The following is an 18,820-nucleotide window of genomic DNA, read 5'->3' on the forward strand; positions in this document are numbered from 1 at the left end:
CTTCTGGCCCGCTTCCGGCCGGCGACTGAATCTTGTCGCCGCCATTCCTGTTTGAGATACATCAAGCGGCGCAGCCATGCCGTTTTGCGATAGCAGCTATGGGCTCAATGGGCTTGGTGGGGGAGGGGGGCGTGATCAGAATCGCGCCGCAAAAGATGGCCGTTCCGTGATTGGGCGGCATGCCAACTGCCCGCCCAACTCCACCCATGTGCCGGGGGGCCACCAGGAGACTTTCGTGGACCAAAGCAAAAGCGTCGATGTGCAGGCGCTACTCAATGCCAGCCGCTTCTCAGGCTACCAATGGCTGGTGTTTTTTCTGTGCTTCACCGTCGTCCTGCTGGACGGCTTTGACACGGCGGCCATAGGCTACATCGCGCCGTCGCTGGTGAAGGAGTGGGGCGTGAGCAAGCCGGCGCTGGCGCCGGTGCTCAGCGCGGCGCTGTTTGGCCTGGCTGCGGGGGCGCTGAGCGCCGGTCCGCTGGCCGACCGCTTGGGCCGCAAGCGTGTGCTGATCGCCTCCACCCTGGTGTTCGGCCTGGGCTGCCTGGCCTCGGCCTGGTCCGGCGACCTCACGCAACTGACGGTGCTGCGCTTCGTCACCGGCGTGGGCCTGGGTGCGGCCATGCCCAACGCCGTCACGCTGATGAGCGAGTACTGCCCCGACGGGCAGCGCGCCATGCTGACCAACGCCATGTTCTGCGGCTTCCCGTTGGGTGCGGCCTTTGGCGGCTTCCTGGCGGCCTGGATGATTCCGCACTTCGGCTGGCGCAGCGTGCTGATGCTGGGCGGCGTGGCGCCGCTGGTGCTGATCGCGGTGATGCTGGCGGCGCTGCCGGAGTCGGCGCGCTACATGGTGGCCAAGGGCTACGCCGCCGAGCGCATCCGCGCCGTGCTGGTGCGCATCAACGCCGCGATGGCGCAAGGCGCCTCGCGCTTCGTCATGGCCGAGAAGGCGCCGGCCACGCAGGCCCGCAGCGGCCTGGGCGTGGTGCTGTCGCGCCAGTTCATCGTGGGCTCGCTGTCGCTGTGGGTGGCGTACTTCATGGGCCTGGTGATCTTTTACGCGCTGATCAACTGGATGCCCATCCTGTTCCGCGACGCCGGCATCGACCCGGCCACCGCCACGCTGATCTCGGCCCTCTTCCCCTTGGGCGGCGTGGGCGCCATCTTTGCCGGCTGGCTGATGGACCGCTACAACGCCAACCGCATCATCGCCGTTGGTTACGTGCTCACCGCCGTGTCCATCTGGGCCATTGGCCAGGCCACCGTGGGCAACGTCGGGCTGCTGATGGCGGTGGTGTTCATTGCCGGCACCATCATGAACACGGCCCAATCGTCCATGCCCGCGCTGGCCGCCATGTTCTACCCGACGCAGGGCCGCGCCACGGGCGTGTCGTGGATGCTGGGCATCGGCCGCTTCGGCGGCATTGCCGGCTCCTTCCTGGTGGCCGAGCTGCAGCGCCGCCAACTGGACTTCGCCACGGTGTTTGCCGTGGTGGCCGTGCCGGGCCTGATCGCCTGCGCCGCGCTGCTGGTCAAGCAGCTTGCGCATCCCGAGCAGCCCGGACGTGCCAACAGCGCCCGCGGCGAAGCGCTGGGCCACTGATCACCCGACGAGCCGGCCACGGCCGCCCGCACCATCAGCCAAACCTCTAGGAGACCTCGATGATCATCGACGTACACGGCCACTACACCACCGCGCCTGCCGCGCTGGGCGCCTGGCGCGACCTGCAGATCGCCTCGCTCAAGGACCCGAGCAAGAAGCCCGACCCCAAGAGCCTGAAGATCAGCGACGACGAGCTGCGCGAGTCCATCGAGACCAACCAGCTCAAGCTGATGAAGCAGCGCGGCTCCGACCTCACCGTCTTCAGCCCGCGCGCGAGCTTCATGGCCCACCACATCGGTGACTTCGAAACCTCCTCCACCTGGGCCGCCATCTGCAACGAGCTGTGCTTCCGCGTGAGCGAGCTCTTCCCCGACCACTTCATCGGCGCGGCCATGCTGCCGCAGTCGCCGGGCGTGGACCCCGCCACCTGCATCCCCGAGCTGGAGAAGTGCGTCAAGGAGTACGGTTTCGTCGGCATCAACCTGAACCCGGACCCCTCCGGCGGTCACTGGACCAGCCCGCCGCTGTCCGACCGCCACTGGTACCCCATCTACGAGAAGATGGTCGAGCTGGACATCCCGGCGATGATCCACGTCTCCACCAGCTGCAACGCCTGCTTCCACACCACGGGCTCACACTACCTGAACGCGGACACCACCGCCTTCATGCAGTGCCTCACCAGCGACCTGTTCAAGGACTTCCCGACGCTGAAGTTCCTCATTCCCCATGGCGGCGGCGCGGTGCCCTACCACTGGGGCCGTTTCCGCGGCCTGGCGCAGGAGCTCAAGAAGCCGCTGCTGAGCGAGCACCTGCTCAACAACATCTTCTTTGACACCTGCGTGTACCACCAGCCCGGCATCGACCTGCTCACCAAGGTCATCCCGGTGAAGAACATCCTGTTCGCCTCCGAGATGATCGGCGCGGTGCGCGGCATCGACCCCGAGACCGGCCACTACTACGACGACACCAAGCGCTACGTCGCGGCCACGGCCAACCTCACGGACGAGGAGCGCCACATGGTCTACGAAGGCAACGCCCGCCGCGTCTTCCCGCGCCTGGACGCCGCGCTCAAGGCCAAGGGCCTGTAAGCCGCCAAGCTTCGCATCAACAGCCCGCACCCCCACGCATCAGGAAAGCATCACCATGTTTGAACTCGGCGTCGTTTACCGCAACATCACCCGTGCCGACCGCGAAGCCACGGACCGCCTGGCCGCGCTGGGCTCGGCCACCGTGCACGAGGCGCAGGGCCGCGTCGGCCTGTTGCAGCCCTACATGCGGCCCATCTATCCCGGCGTGCAGGTGTCCGGCACGGCCGTCACGGTGCTGCTGCAGCCGGGCGACAACTGGATGATGCACGTCGCGGCCGAGCAGATTCAGCCCGGCGACATCGTGGTGGCGGCCGTCACGGCGCCGTGCACCGACGGCTACTTCGGCGACCTGCTGGCCACCAGCTTCCAGGCCCGCGGCGCGCGCGCGTTGATCATCGACGCCGGCGTGCGCGACGTGCGCGTGCTGCAGGAGATGGGCTTCCCGGTGTGGAGCAAGGCCATCTCCTCCAAGGGCACCATCAAGGCGACGCTGGGCTCGGTGAACATCCCCGTGGTGTGCGCCGGCATGCTGGTCAACCCGGGCGACGCCATCGTGGCTGACGACGACGGCATCTGCTGCGTGCCCAGGGCCAAGGTCGTGGAAGTGGCCGAAGCCGCCGCCAAGCGCGAGAGCTTCGAAGGCGAGAAGCGCGCCAAGCTGGCCTCCGGCATCCTGGGGCTGGACATGTACAACATGCGTGGCCCGCTGGAAAAGGCCGGCCTGAAGTACATCGACTGAAGCGGGGCGTGACCATGGCCGACCCCAAGCAGTGGCACATCGGCCTCGTCGGCTACGGCGAGGTGGGCCGCATCCTGGCCGAGGACCTGCGCAAGCAAGGCGTCACCGTTTCCGCCTACGACCTCAAGCTGGATGCGCCGACAACGGCCGCGGCGCTGGTGGCGCATGCCCGCGCCCATGGCGTGGCGCTGGCGGCCTCGCATGCCGAGCTGGCCGCGCGTGCCGACTTCATCGTCAGCGCCGTGACCGCCAGCCAGGCCGTGCCGGTGGCGCAGGCTTGCGTGGCGGGCGTGAGGGCCGGGGCCTTCTTCCTGGACTTCAACTCCGCCTCGCCCGGCGCCAAGCAGCGCGCGGCCGCACTCATCGACGCCGCGGGCGGCCGCTACGTCGAGGGCGCGGTGATGACCTCCATCCCGCCCTACCGCATACGCGTGCCGCTGCTGTTGGGCGGGCCCAGCGCGGCCGAGCTGGCCCCGCTGCTCAACGCCCTGGGCTTCGACGCCCAGGTCAGCAGCGACCAGCTGGGCGTGGCCTCGGCCACCAAGATGTGCCGCAGCGTGATGATCAAGGGCCTGGAAGCCATGGTCATCGAAAGCTTCACCGCTGCACGCCACTACGGCGTGGAAGACGCCGTGATCGCCTCGCTGCGTGAAACCTTTCCCGGCATCGACTGGGAAAAACAGGCCGCCTACTTCTTCCAGCGCGTCATCGAGCATGGCCGCCGCCGCAGCGAGGAAGTGCGCGAAGTGGCCGAGACGGTGCGCGAGGCCGGCCTCGCGCCCTGGAGCGCCGGCGGCACGGCCGAGCGCCAGGCCTGGGTGGCCGATCTGGCCGACGCCGGCCTGTTCGGCGCCAGGGGCACGCCGGAATTTGCCCGCAGCCCGGATTGGCGCACCGAGGCCGACCGCATCCTGGCCCAAGTCAACAAGGATTGAACCATGAGCAAACCCACCACCGGTGACTTCACCAAGACCGCAGGCTGGCTGGACTGGTACGAGGGTCCCACCAAGCCCGCCTTCCAGGTGCCGCTCGGCAGCGTCGATGCCCACTGCCACGTGTTCGGCCCGGGTGAGAAATTCCCCTATGCGCCGGAGCGCAAGTACACGCCCTGCGACGCGTCCAAGGACCAGCTCTTTGCGCTGCGCGACCACCTGGGTTTCGCGCGCAACGTGATCGTGCAGGCCACCTGCCATGGCGCCGACAACCGTGCCCTGGTGGATGCGCTGCTGCACAGCGAGGGCAAGGCCCGCGGCGTGGCCACCGTCAAGCGCAGCGTCAGCGACGAGGAGCTGCAGGCCCTGCACGACGCCGGCGTGCGCGGCGTGCGCTTCAACTTCGTCAAGCGCCTGGTCGATTTCACGCCCAAGGACGAGCTGATGGAGATTGCCGGCCGCATCGCCAAGCTGGGCTGGCACGTGGTCATCTACTTCGAGGCCGTGGACCTGCCGGAGCTGTGGGACTTCTTCACCGCGCTGCCCACGACGGTGGTGGTGGACCACATGGGCCGCCCGGACGTCACCAAGCCCATTGACGGCCCGGAGTTCGAGCTGTTCCTGAAGTTCATGCGCGAGCACGGCAACGTGTGGAGCAAGGTGAGCTGCCCGGAACGGCTGTCGGTGAGCGGGCCGCAGGCGCTGGACGGCGAGCGCAATGCCTATCGCGACGTCGTGCCCTTCGCGCGCCGCGTGGTGGAGGAATTCCCGGACCGCGTGCTGTGGGGCACCGACTGGCCGCACCCCAACCTCAAGGGCCACATGCCTGACGACGGGCTGCTGGTGGACTTCATCCCGCACATCGCGCCCACGGCCGAGCTGCAGCGCAAGCTGCTGGTGGACAACCCCATGCGGTTGTACTGGCCGGACGAAGTCCGCTGAAAGCGTGAGCAACAACGGGGCGGACGGCGCGTGAGGCGCGCTCCGGCCCAACCAAGGAGACACCGCACATGGCTCTGCAGAAACCGTACAAGGACGTGCCCGGCACGACCATTTTCGACGCCGACATGTCGCGCCAAGGGTACTGGCTCAACCAGTTCTGCATGTCGCTGATGAAGGCCGAGAACCGCGAGAAGTTCAAGGCGGACGAGCGCGCCTACCTCGACCAGTGGGCGATGAGCGAAGAGCAGAAGCAAGCCGTGCTGGCGCGCGACCTCAACCGCTGCATCGCGCTGGGCGGCAACATCTACTTCCTGGCCAAGATCGGCGCCACCGACGGCCGCAGCTTCCAGCAGATGGCCGGCAGCATGACCGGCATGACGGAAGACGAGTACCGGCAGATGATGGTCGCCGGTGGCCGCTCGGCCCAAGGCAACCGCGTCATCGGGGAGGACGGCGACGCCCAAACCCATCGCCAGCCGCAGGGCGCGGCCGGCCAGAGCAAAGGCAACTGACATGGCCCGCATCACCGCATCCGTCTACACCTCGCACGTTCCGGCCATCGGCGCCAGCCTGGACCTGGGCAAGACCCAGGAGCCCTACTGGCAGCCGCTGTTCAAGGGCTACGACTTCTCCAAGCAGTGGGAGCAGGAGAACAAGCCCGACGTCGTGTTCCTGGTCTACAACGACCACGCCACGGCGTTCAGCCTGGACTTCATTCCCACCTTCGCCATCGGCACCGCGGCCGAGTACATGCCGGCCGACGAGGGCTGGGGCCCGCGCCCGGTGCCCATGGTCAAGGGCCATCCGGAGCTGGCCGCGCACATTGCGCAGTCCGTGATCCAGGACGACTTCGACCTCACCATCGTCAACAAGATGGACGTGGACCACGGCCTGACCGTGCCGCTGTCGCTCATGTTCGGCCAGCCCGACGAGTGGCCCTGCCCGGTCATTCCCTTTGCCGTCAACGTGGTGCAGTATCCCGTGCCCAGCGGCCGGCGCTGCTTCAACCTGGGCAAGGCCATCGCCAAGGCCGTGGCCAGCTACGACGAGCCGCTGAACGTGCAGATCTGGGGCACGGGCGGCATGAGCCACCAGTTGCAGGGCCCGCGCGCGGGGCTGATCAACCGGGAATGGGACAACGCCTTCCTGGACAAGCTCATCAGCGACCCCGAGGCCGCCGCCAGCATCCCGCACATCGACTACGTGCGCGAGGCCGGCAGCGAGGGCATCGAGCTGGTGATGTGGCTGATCGCGCGCGGCGCGATGAGCGACGTCAACGGCGGCAGCGCGAAGCCCACCGTCAAGCATCGCTTCTATCACGTACCCGCTTCGAACACGGCCGTCGGCCACCTCATCCTGGAGAACAACTGACATGAGCAACAAGACCATCAAGGTCGCGCTGGCCGGCGCCGGCGCCTTCGGCATCAAGCACCTGGACGGCATTCGCAATATCGACGGCGTGGAGGTGGTCTCCCTCGTCAGCCGCGATCTGGAAAAGACCCGCGAGGTGGCCGAGAAGTACGGCATCAAGCATGTCACCACGGAGCTGGCCGACAGCCTGGCGCTGCCGGAGGTGGACGCCGTCATCCTGTGCACGCCCACGCAGATGCACGCCGCGCAGGCCATCGAGTGCCTGAAGGCCGGCAAGCACGTGCAGGTTGAAATCCCGCTGGCCGACAAGCTGGCCGACGCGCAGGAAGTCGTGCGGCTGCAGAAGGAAAAGGGGCTGGTGGCCATGTGCGGCCACACCCGCCGCTTCAATCCCAGCCACCAGTGGATACACAAGAAGGTCGAGGCCGGCGAGTTCAACATCCAGCAGATGGATGTGCAGACCTACTTCTTCCGCCGCACCAACATGAACGCGCTGGGCCAGCCCCGCAGCTGGACCGACCACCTGCTGTGGCACCACGCCGCGCACACCGTGGACCTGTTCGCCTATCAGTGCGGCAGCCCCATCGTGAAGGCCAATGCCGTGCAGGGCCCCATCCACCCGGCGCTGGGCATCGCCATGGACATGAGCATCCAGCTCAAGGCCGCGAGCGGCGCCATCTGCACGCTGTCGCTGTCCTTCAACAACGACGGCCCGCTGGGCACCTTCTTCCGCTACATCGGCGACAGCGGCACCTACATCGCCCGCTACGACGACCTGGTCAACGGCAAGGAAGAGAAGATCGACGTGTCCAAGGTGGACGTGTCCATGAACGGCATCGAGCTGCAGGACCGCGAGTTCTTCGCCGCCATCCGCGAGGGCCGCGAGCCCAACTCCAGCGTGGCGCAGGTGCTGCCCTGCTACGAAGTGCTGCACGCGCTGGAGCAGCAGCTCAACGCCGACCTGTGACCCCTGTGCAACGGGAGTGAGCCTCATGCAGCAGCGCCGCATCGGTCCCTTCAGCGTCTCGGCCATCGGTCTGGGATGCATGAACCTCAGCCACGCCTATGGCGTTCCGCCGCCGGCGGAGGAGGGCGAGCGGCTGCTGCTGCGCGCGCTCGACCTGGGCGTCACCTTGTTCGACACCGCCGCGCTCTACGGCTTTGGCGCCAACGAGACGCTGGTGGGCCGCGCCCTGAAGCCGCACCGTGACCGCTTCACCCTGGCCAGCAAGGGCGGCATGGCCGGCGTCAAGGGCGAGGACGGCGTGACGCGCCGCGTCATCGACGGCCGCCCCGAGACCATTCGCCGCAATTGCGTGGACAGCCTGCAGCGCCTGGGCGTGGAGGTCATAGATCTCTACTACCTGCACCGGCTGGACATGCAGGTGCCCATCGAGGAGACCGTGGGCGCCATGGCGGACCTGGTGCGCCAGGGCAAGGTCAAGACGCTTGGGCTGTCCGAAGTCTCGGCCGCCACGCTGCGCCGCGCGCATGCCGTGCACCCGATTGCCGCGCTGCAGACCGAGTACTCGCTGTGGACGCGCAACCCCGAGATCGCCGCTCTGCAGGCCTGCCGCGAGCTGGGTGTGGCGTTTGTGGCCTTCAGCCCCGTGGGCCGCGGCTTTTTGGCCGGCGGGCTGGCCGACGTGTCCACGCTGGACGCCAAGGACATTCGCCGCTCCATGCCGCGCTTCTCGCCGGAGAACTACGCGCGCAATCTGCAGCTCTTCGACGGCCTCAAGCGCATCGCGCAATCCCTCGGCGCCACGCCGGCGCAGCTTTCGCTGGCCTGGCTGCTGGCGCAGGGCGAGGACATCGTTCCCATCCCCGGCACCACCAGCGTCGCGCACCTGGAGGAGGACCTGGGTGCGGTGAACGTTTCCCTGGACGCGGACGTGATGCGCGATCTGGACGCGCTGATCAACCCGCGCACCGTCGCGGGCGGCCGCTACAACGCCGCCACGCAGCGGGAAATCGACACCGAGGAGTTCTGACGAGGCCGGGGGCCGGCGCGGCCACGCTGCCGCGCCGCCGTGCCCGGCTCAGGCCTCATTCCAGAGCGCTTCCATTGCACTGTGGAAACGCCCGGCGATGCCGGCGCCCTGTGCATGCCGGCCGTCCTGGATGGCCCAGCGGCCGGCCACCAGCACGTCGCGCCAGGGCCGCGCGGGGCTGGCGAACACCAGTGCGTCCAGCAGCCGTGCCGGGGGCACGCCCGCCAAGGCGTCGGCATCACCGTCGACCACCAGCGCGTCCGCCCGCGCGCCCGGCGTGAGGCCCCACGACGGCTCGCCGGCGGCCCTCGCGCCGCCGGCCACCATGGCGTCGAACAGCCGTGCCGCCGTGGACGGCTGCTGCAGCCCCGGCGCGGCGGCCACGTTGCGCCGGCGCAGGTGCAGGCGCTGGCCGTACTCCAGCCAGCGCAGTTCCTCCAGCGCATCGCGCGAGACCTGGCTGTCCGACCCCAGCGACAGCGATACGCCCGCCGCCAGCCATCCTTCCAAGTCCGGCAGGCCGTCACCCAGGTTGGCCTCGGTCGTTGGGCACAGCACCACACCGGCCTCGCAGGCGTCCACCGCGGCGATTTCCTTGCGCGTGGCGTGCGTGGCGTGGACGAGCTGCCAGCGCGCATCCAGCAGCCCCTGGTCGTACAGCCACTGTATGGGCCGCTCGCCCAACGCGGCCTTGCAGTCCTGCACTTCCGCCGCCTGCTCGGCAACGTGGATGTGGATGGGCCCTTCGAACCCTTCCGAGAGGTCGCGCAGCGCTGCGAGCGACTCAGGCGCTGCCGCGCGCAGCGAGTGGATGGCCAGGCCCGCGCCCAACAGCGGCCGGCCCGCCGACTCGATGCGCCGCGCCGCCGCCCACACGCCCGCGGCATCCAGCCGGAAGCGGCGTTGCTCCGGGCGCAACGCGGGCTGCCTGAAGCCGGCGCGCTCGTAGAGCGCCGGCAGCAGCGTCAGGCCCAGGCCGGCGTCTGATGCCGCGTCCGCCAGCGTCCAGGCCATGGCCAGCGGGTCATCGGCGTAGGGCCGGCCGTCAGCGTCGTGCTGCAGGTAGTGGAACTCGCACACCTGCGTGTAGCCGCCGCGCAGCAGCTCCACGCACAGCTGTGCCGCCACGGCGCGCAACTGCGCCGGCGTGATGCGTTGCGCCACGGCGTACATGCGCTCGCGCCAGGACCAGAAGTCGTCCGCCGATGTGCCTTCGCGCACCTCGGCCAGGCCGGCGAAGGCCCGCTGGAAGGCGTGGCTGTGCGCATCCACCAGCGAGGGCAGCAAGGGCCCGGCGGCCACGTGAGCGCCGGGCGGCGCGTCCACGTTCGGCGTGACGGCGGACCAGCGCCCGTCGCGGCCGATGTCCAGCAGCACCCGCTCGCGCCAGCCGCCGGGCAGCCAGGCGCGCGGCGCCCACAGTTGATCGAGCATCCATCTCTCCCCAAAGGTCCGTCCTGCGGCGCAAGGCGCGGGAGCGACAGTTTTCCACGACGGCAACGCATGTTTTCGCCGCCAGTGGTTTTCCCGGGTCCGCTGTCGTTAGCATCCACGGCAACACGCCGCCGGCCTCTCGCGCATCTCTTGCGTATACGCCAGGCCGGCGTGCCGGCTTGTCCTTTCCCACCGCGTAGGAGTTCGCCATGGACCACACGCTCGATAGACACAGCCTGGCGCAGGCAGCGCCCACTTCCCGCACGGACGCTGCGGTGTCCGATGCCGCGGACCCCGAGGTTCGCGCCATAGGCCTTGACAGTCCCTGGCGATGGCTGCGCATGGGCTGGCGCGACGTGATGCGCTCGCCCGCTCCGAGCCTGGGCTTGGGCGTTCTCGTGGCGGCCGTGGGCATGCTGCTGACCACGGCGGCGTGGAAAGCCACTTACGTCGCGCCAGCGCTGTTGGGCGGCTTCCTGCTCGTCGGCCCCTTCCTCGCCATTGCGCTGTATGGGCTGGCCCAGCAACTGGAAGCGGGGCAGCCGCCTGACCTGCGTGCCAGCGTGCGGGGCCTGCAGGCCCATGCCGGCTCCATCGCCATGTTGGGCTTGATGCTGGCGCTGGCCTACATCCTGTGGGAGCGCTCGGCGGCCATCCTGTTCGCGTTCTATTACCAAGGCCAGGCCATCAAGCTGTCGCAACTGCTGTCCGAGCTGATGGCCGGTCAGTACCTGGCGCTTGGGCTGATGTTCCTGGCATCCGGCGCACTGGCGGCGGCGGTGGTGTTCGCGCTCACCGTGGTCAGTGCGCCCTTGCTGGTGGACCGCCCGGTGGACGTCGTCACGGCCGCCATGACCAGCCTGCGCTGCTGCCGGCGCAACGCCCTGCCCCTGCTGGTGTGGGCCGCGATCATTGCCGCCTTGACGCTGCTGGGCTTCCTCACGGCCATGCTTGGGCTGATTTTCGTCTTCCCGCTGCTGGCGCATGCGAGCTGGCACGCCTACCGCGACATGGTGGAGCGGGGCAATTGACGCTTTGATGCACCCGCGGCAGCCGGCGCCAAGCGCGGGCCGCCGCGATTGCCTATACGTCCCTGCCGCTTGCGCCGCAAATGCGCCAGGCCTCAATGCCCGTTGGACACGCACGCTGCATAGCGGCGGGGGCATGCGGTGGCCAGGCCGCCGGCGGGGTCGCTTGGAAAACCCGCGGATCTGAACAACGCCTTCACCTTGGTCCAGGCGTCGTACCAGGGTTCCTGCACGTATTGCCAGAATATGTAGTTGCTGTGCAGCCGGTCGCGGGCGAACGTATATAGATCCTTGACCGGTGGCGGGTCGAAAGCGCAGCCCGCGCAGCGGTGGATATAAGAGTCCGACTCCACCTGCATGCCGATGGGAATGCGGCGCTGCACCAAATCGGTGTAAGGATAGACGTATTTTTCGTGATCCTCATCCGCGAGGAACACGTCAGGCGATCCAAACCCGACTCCCTTGTTCAGCATGTTGTCCACCAAGGCGCCGGTGCGCTGGGGCGGAAAATTGATGAATTGAATCACCACGGTACGCGTGAATGCGGCGCGTGCCAGGCTGTCAATTTGCAGCAAGTTGGAGTAATAGGCGGCGCGATTTTCGTCGCTGACCTCTGAAACCGGCTGGCCGAATGCGGTTTCATTGAGAATGATGCCCTCAAAATACGGGTTGCCGTCGTAGCGGCGCGCCAGGGCCTTGATCAATAAGGCCAGCCGATTGCGGACGTTGTCATCCCAGAGCGCAATATTTTCTCCCAGCGTGTCCTTGGAGCTTTTGTACTGGTACACCCCGCCGTCGAAAAGCGGCGCGCGCAGGTAGTCCGGCGCCACCACGCCGGTGCGAAAGTTGCGGGTGGTCAGCAGCAAGAAAAAGCGCTTGCCGTTGGCGGCGGCCAGGTTGAGGTGGCGGTCTATGCGCTTGAAATTGTAGGCATCCTTGCGCGGCTCAAGCTGTTTCCAGAAGGCCCGCACCACGATGCCCTTGAAAGGAAGCTTGCGGATTTCATCCAGCCGGGCATCAATTTCATCGTCGGTCGTGTCCGAGCTGAAAGTCACATAATGCCCGGGGTTCCATTTCATGGTACCCGCGGCGGCCTCGGGCTGGAGTGTGCCGGTGTGAAACGGCTGCTCTGAAGTGCCTGTGGAGTATGTCGGCATTTGTGCCGGCTTTTCATTGGTTGTTTTGCTGGTCGATGTTTCCAAGGGCAGGCTGGCGCTTGTGTCCGCTGCGGTGTCACCACCGCCGCAGGCATTCAAGCCCAGTGCCGCCAACAGCCCCAGCACCAAAGTCCAATGTGATATCAAGGTTTTCACGGCAGCCTCTTTGCGAATACTGAAAACCACGTTGGCGCCGCAATATTCGGCGCTTTAGGCAAATCAATATCTGCCGCACCGAAACGGTGTTGAATGAGTCAAGACGTAAGAAATGTTGAGACCAGCCTTGCGCTCAGGCCAGGCGGGCAGGCTCGTTGTCAGGCCAAGGCGGTTTGCTGCACGGTCCCTGGCCGCTTCGAGCAGGCTTCGCAGGGGGGGACGGGAACGGTATCAAGCTCTCGCGGGCTGGAAACCTTGTGACTCCACAGTGCTTGGTCCCGGCGCAAATTCCTTGAAAAGCAACTCCTTGCGTCCCATACACATCAAGTAACGAGTGGATGCAAGTTGGCCGCCCTGCATGCGGCCGCAGCCAACTGCCCGCTGCTTCACGGTCACCGGACTTGCGCCGTGCGGCAAAAGTTTTTATTTCTACGGCGCCAGGGCGGGAAATGTCCTACCCCGCGTGTTCGGGAATGCCCGCCCATTGTTGACAATTGGATCACAGTCGACAAGGTTATTTTCATTCTAATTCGGATGCTGCACTTGGCGCATTTGAGTATGAATCCGTGAAAATGTTTGCCGGAAGTATGGTATTTACCGGTAAATGAGTAAATGGATTTGAATTCGAAAATATATTGCCTCAATGGTGCAGGAAAATAAATATCCGCACCACTATGAGAGCAGGACAAGGCAGGATGATTTCGGGCCGCGGGCTGGAGGGCAGGGGGATGGGCATGGCAGGTGCGGCAGGCCTTGCGGGCACCCTGGTGCCACAGGCCGCGGCGGCGCAGACGCTGGCCCATGCCGTCTCCGACACCGTGTGGTTCGTGCTCATCGGCCTGCTGGTGCTGATGGCCGCCGGCGTGGTCCTGGTGCTGCTGCGCCTGGGCCGCATGCTGGAGCGCGCGCGCGTGGAGTCGCAGTCGCTGCAGGAGCGCGTGAAGTCGCTGCGCCTGGTGGCGGCGCTCACCGAGGCCTCGGACGAGGCCGTGGCCGTCAAGGACTTGCAGGGCCGCTGGCTGCTGGCCAACCGCAGCGCCTGCGAGCTGCTGGGCAAGCCGGTGGACCAGGTGCTGGGCCGCGACGACACCGCCCTGTTTCCGCCTGAGCAGGCGCAGGCCGTGCTGCAGGCCACGCGCCGCGTGCTGGTCCAACGCCGCGTCATGAGCGGCGAGGAAGTGCTGCAGACCGCCCAGGGCACGCGGGTGTTCCATGCCACGCGCGGCCCGCTGTTCGAGGACGACGGCGCGCTGCTGGGCAGCTTTGCCATCCTGCGCGACATCACCGAGAGCAAATTGGACGAGGCACGGCTGCACAAGCTCTCCATGGCGCTGGAGCAGGGGCCCGCCGGCATGGTCATCACCGGCCTGGACGGGCGCATCGAATATGCCAACGCCGCCTTTTCCCGCATCAGCGGTTTTTCGGCGCAGGAAGTGCAGGGCGAAATTGCCGCCGTGCTCTCGCCCGGCGCCACCGATCCCGCCGTTCACGCGCAGGCCTGGGAAAAGCTGCGCAGCGGGTTGCCCTGGCAGGGCGAATACACGCTTTTTCGCAAGAACGGCGACGAGTACGTGGAGTACGCCGTCATTTCGCCCATCAGCTTGGGCGGCAGCGGGCCCACGCATTTCGTCTTGGTGCTGGAGGACGTCACCGACGAGCGCCGCATGAGCCTGGAGCTCAGCCGCTACCGCCAGGAGCTCGAACGCCTGGTGCGCGAGCGCACCCGCGAGGCCGACGAGGCCTGTGCCCGCGCGCAGGCGGCCAGCGAGGCCAAGACGGCCTTCCTGGCCAACATGAGCCACGAGATACGCACGCCGCTCAACGCCATCATCGGCGTGGCCGACTTGCTGCGCGGCAGCGGCGCCACGGCCGCGCAGACGGCGCACCTGCAGCACATCACGCAGGCCGGGCGCCACCTGTTGGGCATCGTCAACGACATCCTGGACCTCTCCAAGATCGAGTCCGGCAAGGTCAGCAGCGAGCGGGTGGACTTCCATCTGCCCACGCTGCTGCAGGAGCTGTGCTCGCTCATGGACGAGTCCGCCCGCGCCAAGGGCCTGGCGCTGAGCCTGGACGCGGCCGGCGTGCCCGCCTGGCTGCACGGCGACCCGGCCCACCTGCGCCAGGCCCTGCTGAACTACCTGGGCAACGCGGTGAAGTTCACGCAGCAGGGTTTCGTGGTGCTGCGCGCGCGCCTGGTGGGCCAGGCGCAGGGCGCGCTGATGCTGCGCTTCGAGGTGCAGGACAGCGGCATAGGCATAGAGGCGCCGCAGCTCAGCCGCCTGTTCGAAGCCTTCGAGCAGGCCGACAGCTCCACCACGCGTCCTTTCGGCGGCACCGGGCTGGGCCTGGCCATCACGCAGCGCCTGGTGCGGCTCATGGGCGGCGAGGTGGGCGTGGTCAGCACGCCGGGCGTGGGCAGCACCTTCTGGCTGACGGCGCGTTTCCTGCCCGGGCGGGTGGCGCCGCCCCTGGACGACGGCGCCGACGCCCTGCAGGAAGCCGACCCCGCCCGCGCGCTGCGCGAGCGCCATGCCGGCAAGCGCGTGCTGGTGGCTGAGGACAATCCCGTCAACTGCCAGGTGGCGCTGGCCATGCTGGAGGGTGTCGGGCTGGTGGCGGACACCGCCTTCAACGGCCGCGAGGCCGTGGACAAGGCCCGCGCCGCCGCTTACGCACTGGTGCTCATGGACATGCAGATGCCCGTGATGGACGGGCTGGACGCCACGCGCGCCTTGCGGGCGCTGCCGGGCTGGGCTAGCGTGCCCGTCCTGGCGCTGACGGCCAATGCCTTCCAGGAGGACCGCCTGGCTTGCCTGGATGCCGGGATGAACGGGTTCATTTCCAAGCCGGTGGAGATGGACGTCCTGTACCGCGTGTTGCTGCACTGGCTGGACGCCACCGGCGGCGCCCAGCCGCCGGCCTCCCTCAACACGTGACCGCGCGACCGCTGCCGCCATGTCCCACTGCGCCCAAGCCGAGGCTCCGCCGCCGCGCGCCGACCTTTTCTTCGTCCTGCTGTATGCCGCCGCCGCCGTGGCGGGCCACTGGCTGATCGACGCCCTGCTGCAATGGCTGGCCGGGCCCGTGCCCTGGGCCACGGGCGCGCCCAAGTTCTGGATATTCATTGCCTTCAGCGCCCTGCTGTTTCACGCCTTGCTGCGCTACAGGCGGCTGAAAATGTCGGCTGAAAACCCGCTGCCCCACGGCGGATGGCGGGCCTGGACAGTGGGTGCCGTGGCGCTGCTGGCATTCACGGGCCTGAGTTGCCTTCAAATATGGAAAATGGAGCGCGACGCCGAAGTGTCGCGCCTTCAATCCATTGCGGATTTCAAGTCGCGGCTGCTCACCGACTGGCTGGTGGAGCGCAGCCGCAATGCCCGTTTCGTTCAAAACAGCGAGTATTTTGCCGCGCTGTACCAGAGCTCGCAGGCGGGCAGCGAAGAAAACCGAAAATTGATGATCCAGCGCCTGCAGGATTTGTTCGGCCCGCGAAATGAGGCCCTGGTGAGCGTGCTGGATCACCATGGAAAATACCTGGCCGGCAGCAAGGCTGCGCCCAATGAGTTGTCGGAGGGTTTGAGGGCCGCGCTGGAGGCCGCCCGCCGCAGCCTGGATATTCAGCAGGCCGCGCCTTACACAACGGCGTCCGGCGAGCAATTTCTGGATTTCGTGCTGCCGTTGTTGAGCGCCGGCAAGAATTTCCCCTTTGTCGTGGTCCATACCCCGGTCTCGGGTTGGCTGGAAAACCTGCTGCAAAGCTGGCCCGTGCACAGCGAAAGCGGGGAAGCCCTGCTGCTCAGGCGTGATGGCGCCTCCGTCCAATACCTGGCCAAGCCGCGGTTTGCCGGTGCGCAGCCCATTGATCAGCCCTTGTCCGGCCCGCATTCCCTGGCGGCCAAGGCCTTGAGTGGACAAATTGCCGTGGACGCATTCGCCGCGGGCCTGGATGGCCGGGGCGAGCCCGTGCTGGGCGTGGCGCGTGAAATTCCCGGTACGGACTGGGTGCTGGTCGCCGTGGTGCGCCAATCCGAGATTTGGGACAACGCTTCGGCGCGCATCCACGGCGCGGCGCTGCTGGGCCTGCTGCTGGCCGTGGCCTGCCTGGTGGTGTCGGTGGTGTTGCGCCAGCGCCAGGCGCTGCTGCGAGCCGAAGGGCTGTCACGCTCGCTCAAGGAGCGGCTGGAGGAGCTACAACTGCTGGAAGCGCTGTCCAACGCCTCCGACGAAGCCATCACCCTGCAGGACCTGGACGGCCACTACCTCCTGGCCAACCGCACGGCCTGCCGGATTTTGGGCCGTGAGGCCCAGGACATCTTGGGCAAGGATGAAACCGCGCTGTTGCCCGCGCCGCAGGCGCGCATATTGAAAAACATGGCCACCGCCGCCGTGGCCCGCGCAGAACTGGTTTCGGCCGAAGAAACCCTGCCCACGGCGCTGGGCTTGCGCGATTTTCTCTGCACGGCCGGCCCGCTTTTCGATGGCAAGGGCCAATTGATGGCCACCTTCGGCATCTGGCGTGACATCACCGAGCGCAAGGGCCTGGAGTCGGCCTTGCGAAGCAGCGAGGAAAAATACCGGCAATTGTTCGAGCGCTCCACGGATGCGCAGGTCGTGCTCGACCCCATGCAAGGCTCCTTCGTCGCCGCCAACCGTGCGGCGCTGGAATTGTTTGGCGTGCCCAATTTGATGGACTGCACCATTTTTGACGTGTCGCCCATGGTGCAGCCCGACGGCCGCTCCTCGCTGGCAGTGGCCGGGGAAGTTTTTCGGCAGGCTTGCCGCGACAATTGTGCCCAATTCGAATGGGAGCACAGGCGCCTGGACGGCAGCCGTTTTACGGCGGCCATCTCCATGACCTGCATGGATTTTGGCCCGCAATTCATCATCCAGGCCACCGTGCGCGACGTGACCGAGAAAAACATCATGGCCCGGCAGTTGACGCAATACCAGCGCCACCTTGAAAACCTGGTGGAAGCGCGCACGCTGGAAGCCGACGAGGCCCGCCGCCGCGCCGAAATCGCCAGCCAGGCCAAATCCGCCTTCCTGGCCAACATGAGCCACGAAATTCGCACGCCGCTCAATGCCATGCTGGGCATGACGGAGCTGCTGCGCCAGGAAATCCTGGAGCCGCGGTATTTGCAGCGCCTGGAAAAAATAGGCCTGGCCGGGCGGCATTTGCTGGCCACGCTCAATGACATATTGGATCTGTCAAAAATCGAAGCGGGCCAGTTGAAACTGGAAAACATCGATTTCGAATGGGCCCCAGTGCTGGAGGACGTGCGCGCCATGGTGGCCGCCACGGCGGCCGACAAGGGCCTGGTGCTGGAAGTGGACAGCGACGGCGTGCCCGCCTGGCTGCGCGGCGACCCGACGCGGCTGCGCCAGGCGCTGCTGAACTACGCCGTCAACGCCGTGAAGTTCACGTCGCAGGGCTTCGTGCGGCTGCGCGCCCGCGTGGAGCAGGAGACGCAGGCCGGGCTGCTGCTGCGCTTGGAGGTGCGGGACAGCGGCGTGGGCCTGGAGCGCGGTCAATTGCAGCGGCTCTTCCAGGCCTTCACGCAGGCCGATGCCTCCACCACGCGCACCCATGGCGGCACAGGGTTGGGCCTGGCCATCACGCAGCGGCTGGCGCGCCTTATGGGTGGCGACGCGGGCGCGGACAGCCTGCCCGGCCAGGGCAGCACCTTCTGGTTCACGGCCCGCGTGGGCCGCGGCAGCGCCCCGCAGCGCCCGCAGGCCCCACTGGCGCGGCTGGACGCCGCGGGCGCGCTGCGCTTGCGCCATGCCGGCGCGCGCGTGCTGCTGGCGGAGGACCACTTCGTCAGCCGCGAGGTGGCCGTGGGCCTGCTGGAGCGCGCGGGGCTGGCCGTGGACGCCGCGGTCTCCGGCCTGGAAGCCGTGGACAAGGCGCGCCGCGGCACTTACGCGCTGGTGCTGATGGACATGCAGATGCCGGGCATGGACGGCCTGGCGGCCACGCGCGAGCTGCGCAAGCTGCCGGGCTGGACCGGCGTGCCCATCCTGGCGCTGTCTGCCAACGCCTTCAGCGAGGACCGCGAGGCCTGCCTGGCCGCCGGCATGAACGCCTTCATCGCCAAGCCGGTGGAGGCGCAGTCGCTCTACAGCGTGCTGCTGCGCTGGCTGGACGCGTCGTCCGCCGCCGGCGTGGCCGACGCCTGAACCGAGTCCGACGCCTGAACCGAGTCCGACGCCGCACCCGTCAAGGGCATTGCAGCAGCCCGCCCGGCGCACTGCAAAAGCCGCGCGGGCCCAGCAGCACGCCCGGCGCCGCGCGCTGCAGCCGCGTGCCGTCGCTGGCCCAACAGCCCAGCGCGTCGCAGCCGGTGATGGAGGCCGGCGGCGCCACGCG

General features: G+C 67.5%; 14 protein-coding genes. 12 read left to right on the forward strand and 2 right to left on the reverse strand.

Annotation, left to right across the window (positions count from 1 at the left end):
• The first annotated feature begins 235 nt into the window (after positions 1-235).
• From SM757_RS24170 to SM757_RS24210, 9 genes are all read left to right on the forward strand, one after another.
• Positions 236-1,606, forward strand: a complete 1,371-nt coding sequence (locus SM757_RS24170) for an MFS transporter (protein ID WP_066337330.1) — start codon at positions 236-238, stop codon at positions 1,604-1,606.
• Between the two features lie 59 nt (positions 1,607-1,665).
• Positions 1,666-2,694, forward strand: coding sequence for an amidohydrolase family protein (locus SM757_RS24175; RefSeq protein ID WP_322467351.1), 1,029 nt, complete (start codon positions 1,666-1,668; stop codon positions 2,692-2,694).
• A 55-nt stretch (positions 2,695-2,749) separates the two neighbouring features.
• Positions 2,750-3,433 carry a 4-carboxy-4-hydroxy-2-oxoadipate aldolase/oxaloacetate decarboxylase gene (ligK, locus tag SM757_RS24180; RefSeq protein WP_066337335.1) on the forward strand — a complete coding sequence of 228 codons (684 nt, stop codon included), beginning with the start codon at positions 2,750-2,752 and terminating at the stop codon, positions 3,431-3,433.
• Positions 3,434-3,447: 14 nt separating this feature from the next.
• Positions 3,448-4,368, forward strand: coding sequence for a DUF1932 domain-containing protein (locus SM757_RS24185; RefSeq protein ID WP_322467363.1), 921 nt, complete (start codon positions 3,448-3,450; stop codon positions 4,366-4,368).
• A gap of 3 nt (positions 4,369-4,371) precedes the next feature.
• Positions 4,372-5,307 (forward strand): amidohydrolase family protein, encoded by a 936-nt coding sequence (locus SM757_RS24190; protein WP_322467352.1) that lies wholly within the window; start codon positions 4,372-4,374, stop codon positions 5,305-5,307.
• A 68-nt stretch (positions 5,308-5,375) separates the two neighbouring features.
• Positions 5,376-5,819: a protocatechuate 4,5-dioxygenase subunit alpha gene (gene ligA / locus SM757_RS24195; protein ID WP_322467353.1), complete on the forward strand. Its 444-nt coding sequence runs from the start codon at positions 5,376-5,378 to the stop codon at positions 5,817-5,819.
• 1 nt (position 5,820) lies between these two features.
• Positions 5,821-6,678, forward strand: a complete 858-nt coding sequence (locus tag SM757_RS24200) for a class III extradiol dioxygenase subunit beta (protein ID WP_322467354.1) — start codon at positions 5,821-5,823, stop codon at positions 6,676-6,678.
• Position 6,679: 1 nt separating this feature from the next.
• On the forward strand, positions 6,680-7,645 hold the full coding sequence (locus SM757_RS24205) for a Gfo/Idh/MocA family oxidoreductase (protein ID WP_322467355.1): 966 nt from the start codon (positions 6,680-6,682) through the stop codon (positions 7,643-7,645).
• A 25-nt stretch (positions 7,646-7,670) separates the two neighbouring features.
• Entirely contained in the window at positions 7,671-8,672 is a 1,002-nt protein-coding gene (locus SM757_RS24210; RefSeq protein WP_322467356.1) for an aldo/keto reductase, read from the forward strand.
• Positions 8,673-8,720: 48 nt separating this feature from the next.
• Here the strand turns inward: SM757_RS24210 and SM757_RS24215 are convergent, their stop codons facing one another.
• The gene (locus tag SM757_RS24215) at positions 8,721-10,106 is read right to left on the reverse strand and encodes a formimidoylglutamate deiminase (RefSeq protein WP_322467357.1); all 1,386 of its coding nucleotides are present in this window, start codon (positions 10,104-10,106) and stop codon (positions 8,721-8,723) included.
• Positions 10,107-10,315: 209 nt separating this feature from the next.
• Here SM757_RS24215 and SM757_RS24220 point away from each other — a divergent pair, with 209 nt between their 5' ends.
• A complete protein-coding gene (locus SM757_RS24220) occupies positions 10,316-11,137 on the forward strand; it encodes a DUF2189 domain-containing protein (RefSeq protein WP_322467358.1) in 822 nt (273 codons plus the stop codon).
• A gap of 92 nt (positions 11,138-11,229) precedes the next feature.
• Here SM757_RS24220 and SM757_RS24225 read toward each other — a convergent pair whose 3' ends face one another.
• Positions 11,230-12,447, reverse strand: coding sequence for a hypothetical protein (locus tag SM757_RS24225; RefSeq protein ID WP_322467359.1), 1,218 nt, complete (start codon positions 12,445-12,447; stop codon positions 11,230-11,232).
• A 728-nt stretch (positions 12,448-13,175) separates the two neighbouring features.
• Between SM757_RS24225 and SM757_RS24230 the strand changes: the two genes are divergently transcribed.
• Together SM757_RS24230 and SM757_RS24235 are read left to right on the forward strand one after the other, a co-directional pair.
• Positions 13,176-15,386, forward strand: coding sequence for a PAS domain-containing hybrid sensor histidine kinase/response regulator (locus SM757_RS24230; RefSeq protein ID WP_322467360.1), 2,211 nt, complete (start codon positions 13,176-13,178; stop codon positions 15,384-15,386).
• Positions 15,387-15,405: 19 nt separating this feature from the next.
• A complete protein-coding gene (locus SM757_RS24235; protein ID WP_322467361.1) occupies positions 15,406-18,630 on the forward strand; it encodes a PAS domain S-box protein in 3,225 nt (1,074 codons plus the stop codon).
• Positions 18,631-18,820 lie beyond the last annotated feature (190 nt).

Origin of the sequence: Azohydromonas lata (assembly GCF_034427735.1) — a bacterium.
In the GTDB taxonomy this organism is placed as follows: Bacteria; Pseudomonadota; Gammaproteobacteria; order Burkholderiales; family Burkholderiaceae_C; genus Azohydromonas; species Azohydromonas lata.